This window comes from Xenorhabdus yunnanensis, assembly GCF_028598805.1.
Lineage (GTDB): Bacteria > Pseudomonadota > Gammaproteobacteria > Enterobacterales > Enterobacteriaceae > Xenorhabdus > Xenorhabdus yunnanensis.
The window spans coordinates 1-5,131 of the sequence record NZ_JAQRFI010000096.1; the positions used below are offsets into that span (position 1 = coordinate 1).

6 protein-coding genes, 1 tRNA gene and 2 pseudogenes are annotated in these 5,131 nt (G+C 41.7%); 2 read left to right on the forward strand and 7 right to left on the reverse strand.

Annotation, left to right across the window (positions count from 1 at the left end):
• The 4 genes and pseudogenes from PSI23_RS20125 to PSI23_RS20140 all read right to left on the reverse strand — a co-directional run.
• A pseudogene (locus PSI23_RS20125) lies at positions 1-210 on the reverse strand (hypothetical protein); the annotation flags it as partial.
• A gap of 77 nt (positions 211-287) precedes the next feature.
• A tRNA-Phe gene (locus PSI23_RS20130) sits at positions 288-363 on the reverse strand.
• A 38-nt stretch (positions 364-401) separates the two neighbouring features.
• A complete protein-coding gene (locus PSI23_RS20135; protein ID WP_069315410.1) occupies positions 402-731 on the reverse strand; it encodes a type II toxin-antitoxin system RelE/ParE family toxin in 330 nt (109 codons plus the stop codon).
• Positions 700-936 (reverse strand): ParD-like family protein, encoded by a 237-nt coding sequence (locus PSI23_RS20140; protein ID WP_198691279.1) that lies wholly within the window; start codon positions 934-936, stop codon positions 700-702. The genes PSI23_RS20135 and PSI23_RS20140 overlap by 32 nt, the downstream gene beginning before the upstream one ends.
• A 424-nt stretch (positions 937-1,360) precedes the next feature.
• Here PSI23_RS20140 and PSI23_RS20145 point away from each other — a divergent pair, with 424 nt between their 5' ends.
• Both PSI23_RS20145 and PSI23_RS20150 read left to right on the forward strand, forming a co-directional pair.
• Positions 1,361-2,287 (forward strand): hypothetical protein, encoded by a 927-nt coding sequence (locus PSI23_RS20145; protein WP_273556743.1) that lies wholly within the window; start codon positions 1,361-1,363, stop codon positions 2,285-2,287.
• Positions 2,274-2,816: a hypothetical protein gene (locus tag PSI23_RS20150; RefSeq protein ID WP_273556744.1), complete on the forward strand. Its 543-nt coding sequence runs from the start codon at positions 2,274-2,276 to the stop codon at positions 2,814-2,816. Before PSI23_RS20145 ends, PSI23_RS20150 begins: the two co-directional genes overlap by 14 nt.
• Before the next feature lie 3 nt (positions 2,817-2,819).
• Here PSI23_RS20150 and PSI23_RS20155 read toward each other — a convergent pair whose 3' ends face one another.
• From PSI23_RS20155 to PSI23_RS20165, 3 genes and pseudogenes are all read right to left on the reverse strand, one after another.
• Positions 2,820-3,176 carry an antiterminator Q family protein gene (locus tag PSI23_RS20155; RefSeq protein WP_273556745.1) on the reverse strand — a complete coding sequence of 119 codons (357 nt, stop codon included), beginning with the start codon at positions 3,174-3,176 and terminating at the stop codon, positions 2,820-2,822.
• Positions 3,176-4,153, reverse strand: a complete 978-nt coding sequence (locus PSI23_RS20160) for a DUF7146 domain-containing protein (protein WP_273556746.1) — start codon at positions 4,151-4,153, stop codon at positions 3,176-3,178. The genes PSI23_RS20155 and PSI23_RS20160 overlap by 1 nt, the downstream gene beginning before the upstream one ends.
• Positions 4,150-5,025: pseudogene (locus PSI23_RS20165) on the reverse strand (DEAD/DEAH box helicase); the annotation flags it as partial. The gene PSI23_RS20160 and the pseudogene PSI23_RS20165, both read right to left, overlap by 4 nt.
• Positions 5,026-5,131: the final 106 nt, after the last annotated feature.

Genomic DNA, 5,131 nt, shown 5'->3' on the forward strand with positions numbered 1-5,131 from the left:
TAGTGTGCCGGTTGATGGAGTCTGAGCTATTTGACGCGCGCGAGCCTTACCCTGCCAGATGAAGTTATAGCGCTCGTCAGAATCATCGATAGCTTCACCCAGCACCGCTTTCAGAGCATCGAAGTCAATCTTTCCTTCCGAAAATACCTCTGGGAAAAGCTGCTTAAGTTGATCGATATTTTCTTGGGCGCTACGTGATTTACTTCTCATGTATTTCACCGCTCCGCCTCCCGCTCTGTTGGTGCAGCCAGAAAACAAAAAGTCCGCCTCAGCGACCTTCGATAATTTGGTGGAACCTCTCGGAATCGAACCGAGTCCTAATACTCTTCAGGCCTCCGCGCGAACCCTCTACGCCAAAGTTCCAGATATGAAAAAGCCCCGCGAATGCGAGGCCTTATGTGTTATTTAATAAACTTTAAATCGTCTTTCCTGTGTCGCTTTTGTTCCTGATAGAAATTTTCATGAGAACCAAAATTCAACAGGTATAGTTCTATTTTTTCTTCAACCCAATGATATCCCAACAATGTTAGCTGGTTATTTAACTGAAATTTGTGAACGCGAAGAAAACTTAAATCGCCTTTCTTCTGCTCGCCAATCTCGGGGTCGTCGATAATTTTCTCTATCTCATCTTCCACTACTGCAAGAAGATTTTCAGGTAATTTAGATAACGCTTTAGAGAAACGCCTTGTCTCATAAACATCAATCTTGGGACTTTTTTGTCCTTCTGACATAACGCGACACCTTACCATTGTCGACTTCGCTTTTCGCTAGTAACGAATCAAGGATAAAGGAGTATGGCAAATCTGGGTTATCTTCGGCGATGCGACCTATTTTTGCCCAATGCTCGATTTGCTTTGGCACACTCCTGCTTGAAGCTTCTGCGTGAACCTTTACATCGCTCACGAAGTCATCATCTAAACGGATACTAATAGCCATTGTTTAACCCTCTTCGGCGGTGTTGTACTACATGCGGAGCTGAACGCATACGCCTGCGGAAGCGCACTTATAATATGCGCCATTTTGTCAAATAATGCAATCTTTTGTCGCGTTAAATGATTGTATGGTTGCGCGATATGCCAGAACCACTTGAATTTGTTCCGTTATGTAAATTCCCATGTCGGGATTTCGAACTACGAAAAGATATTTCGTAGTTGGATTTACGACGGGTAGAAATGAAAAAGCCCCACTTGATTTAGTGAGGCTTCTTAATTCGGTAAGTTATGTGACATAGTTTTCACTCTTATCACAATAGCATGATTTTTGCGTACGCGTTAATGTATTATGAGCATAGTTATGCTTATTACTCGTGCAACACAAACTACCTCAACAAAAATTGATGGTGCATCAAGGATATTATGTCATGCAGATAAAAAGTATTGGTTTTAGTATAAAAAATGATAACAACAATATTGACACTAGAGATATTATGAATCATCTAATCAACTGTTCCGATTCCAAAATTACGCGTACTGACTATATCCGAAAGATATTATTAAGTGATGATAATAATTTCTACACAGGTCTTGTGTTAACATTCAGAAACCAAAAGAAAAATTTCAAATCAAAATTTAATGATAAAGATTTCAAAGTTGAAGTGGAGGATCTAAAAGGGGATGAGAAACTTGTTAGTTTTAATTTTTTCTGCTTGAAAAAACAGAACCTAAAAGGAATATACCTTTATTATCACGGCTCCTGCTCAATAAATGCATTGTTTTCTCAGTTTCAAACTAGAACAAACGAGTATATAAGAGCTAAACAAGAGGGTGAGATAAAGAATCTAGGTGACTCCCCCAAAAAAAGTAAGATTAAAGAAATCAATAAAAAATATAGTGACAGGCCTAAATTTTCAATCATCTTAAATAAGAATAATTTAGAAAAAATGTTAGCATCGTTTAAGGAAATAAAATCAGCTGATTTTAGATTTGACTCCATAGTCTTCTCTAACCCAGAGATGATAGCAACAGAAGAATCATCAAGAAATATTGATGTTACATTCAATATTGATACCAGTGAAAGAAAAAAAACAGGATTAATTGCACAAAAACTTAATAACCTTGTAAGAAATATACCAGAAATAGTTAAAGGAAGAGTTGTTGCGGTTGATTACTCTAATAATGAAAAAGTAGTCGATTTTTTCAATTGTCCTACTTTTTTAGAGAGTTATGACTTTGATTTGTTGGCAGATAAAGTTAATGGACTCACAAACCAAAACTATAAAAACAATGAGATAATTGCTATAATTAAAAACCAGATTATCAGTGGTGATAACAAACATGAGTTTAATTAAAAGCTATATCCATCAGACAATGAGAGTGCAATTTTTCGTGCTCTTTATCATATCATTTTTTATTATAACATTGGCAATGTTTATCTATAAAGATTCTTTTTCTTCAATTCCTTTCTATAATTTCTATCAGAAAAATTTACGGGGTTATCTTTTCTCAGGATTTATTTCTGTGGGCTCATTTTTACTATCACTTCATACCTTTGTTATTGTTAATTTAAAAGATAAATTATTTTCCACTAATGAATATAAAGAAATATTTATTCGATCCAATAGAATAGATAAAATCGAAAACATTGATGAACGAGAATTGTTCAAACCTCTAGATCGTTTGTCATATTTTCTAAATTATTCAATTTGGTTAGCGATAATAACAGCTATATCACAATTTACAATTGGACTTGCAGATAATTTAATTGCATCCATAACATGCATCTGGCTTGCCGTGTTAACAATTTGTTTTATGTTGAATTCATTAATAATAATAAGAGAAAACATTAAACTAATGTTACGACAAACCAGCGAAAAATAAAATTTACTTATAATTTATAAAACTCAATACTCCTGCAACAAACCCTAAAGCAGTCTGAATATCCTTTCTCACCGTTCCATCTGAACACTTCCGCCGCTTCGCTATCTTTCTTAGCGATACACCATACACATAGTGTAATATCAGTAATTCATATTCATCAGGCCGATGCTTCTTCAACCTAGCAACACAGCTATCAACCATAATCCCTTCATCATCTGTACACTGAGGCCGTGATTTATTGGTGGATGGTAACAGCCCCTTGAATCCTGCTGCTATTGGTGACCAATCTACACCGCTATTATCTGCCGCAGCCCATGCCCCCCACCTCTCTAACAAATAGTGGATATCGTTATCACGCATTATGCTGTCTCCGCTGTCTTTTTCGTAAATTCCAACTGTCGGGCTTGCTCGCCGTTCATCAATAAATCGTTAAAATCCCCGTTATCACTCCAGCGGACACTGACCCTTTCCAAGTCGTTATTCGCCTTTAGGTTTTTAGTCGCGCACGCCGTGGCCGCTGCATGACCTGTGGCGCTCCAGTCGTTATCTGCGAAGATGATTAAATGCTTAACGCCATTGGGCACCAGAAAGCGCTCCATAAACCCCGCATGCACCACTGACCACGTGTTGACACCGTAAATCTGTTTGCAGGAAAGCGCGGTTTCGATGCCTTCTGCGATCCCCAGTGTCGAATCGACCGGAAAAAGGCGAATTGCCGGTGACTGAGCGTGATCGCGATAAGCTTCTTCCTGCATGGCATCCAGTTTCTTCTGAGGCGTGATATCGGCCTTTTTATCCCCGTCAAGGTAGGTACGGTGCAGATAACATAATGTCCCTTTCGCATCGGTCACCAGTGCCCAAAGCGCTTGCAGTTTTCCGTTACGAACAGGCTGTTCGGGGCAGTACTTCACGTTGTCGGCGGGCAAAACATGAATGCCCCGGCTGCGCAGATAGGCTTCCCCCTGCGTGCCTTTCAGGTGAGATAAATTAGGGTAACAGGCAGTGACTTTGTTTCTGAATTTGGTGATATTGGTCTCTTTTTTCACTACGCTGCGCTTGTCTGACTGGATACCCAGCAACAGATCAATCTCGTCCGCTAATGTCTTGTAGTCTTTCCCCTGTGTCAGGGTGAGTAACTTCCAACCGTCCCCCGCATTACAGGTGCAGATAAACGTCCCCCTGCCATCCCGATCATCAATGCGGAATTTGCCTTTCTGCTTACAGATTGGACAGTTGCCCTTGAAATGCCTTTTTCCTGTCACCGGAGGCAATTTGTAATAAGCAAAGATTTCAGGCCAGCGGCCAATAACGGCCTCGGTCGTTTTTATTCTGTTCACGGTGTGTCTCCCTGATAGGCTGAGGTGCCCAGTTGTTCACGGATATCGCGCACCTTCTGGCGGGCAACCTCAAGGCGTATTTCCTGCTGTTCGTGGCTGGACTGCTGTGTTTGTTCTGACTTCTTGCGGGATTTTGCCCAGGCAATTTGTTTATGCTTGATGAAGTTGTTCACTTCGGGTGTCAGTTCCTGCGGGGTGTCATAGAGTCCGCGAGGCCAGACGCCGAACTTGTCTTTAAAGGTGTTGGCTACCCAGCCGTTACTGATCGCCTTGCCCTGTGACGCCCGTTGATTCTGGTAGTACTTCAACTGCGAGTAGAAACTTTGCTTTTCGTCCTGTGTGTAGACGCGCGCTTTCTTGTCGAGCTTTTTGATGGTGCGACTGGTATCGACATCAATGTCTTCCCCCACCAGCGGCTTAAAGTCACACTTCGGACAGACATAAACCCCGGCAGGCTTCATGTAATGACAGGACGGGCATTCTTTCGGTAACTTCTCCCGCTTCTCCTGTTCCCGGTAACTGTCACGGGTTTTCATGCCGTCATTCTTACGGGGCAGTTCGTCATATTCGATATCATCGGGGTAGCCGAGGCGGTGAACAGAACCGGAGTGATCCAGAATGATGCACCGGTCTTTACCCTTGGCAGTACGCAGGCCCCTACCGATTGACTGCAACCAACGGATCTCAGACTTGGTGGGACGGGCATAAATGATGCAGCGGACATCACTGTCAAAACCTGCCACGAGAACTCCGATATTAACGATAATTTTCGTCGCCCCCTGCTCAAACCGATGGATGATCAGCTCTCTCTCTTCGGGCGGCGTACTGGCCGTCATCACCTCCGCATTCACCCCGGCACGATTGAATTTGATGTGGTTCAATGATTTTGGTCACCGTTATAGAGGTGATATGCTCACTTCGATAATTCAACAGGTGACATGATGAAAAGAAGTTTCAGCCCCGAATTTAAATTGGAGT

Coding starts and splice junctions, on each gene's coding strand:
- PSI23_RS20135 (WP_069315410.1), bottom strand. CDS start 731: ATGTCAGAAGGACAAAAAAGTCCCAAGATTGATGTTTATGAGACAAGG.
- PSI23_RS20140 (WP_198691279.1), bottom strand. CDS start 936: ATGGCTATTAGTATCCGTTTAGATGATGACTTCGTGAGCGATGTAAAG.
- PSI23_RS20145 (WP_273556743.1), top strand. CDS start 1,361: ATGCAGATAAAAAGTATTGGTTTTAGTATAAAAAATGATAACAACAAT.
- PSI23_RS20150 (WP_273556744.1), top strand. CDS start 2,274: ATGAGTTTAATTAAAAGCTATATCCATCAGACAATGAGAGTGCAATTT.
- PSI23_RS20155 (WP_273556745.1), bottom strand. CDS start 3,176: ATGCGTGATAACGATATCCACTATTTGTTAGAGAGGTGGGGGGCATGG.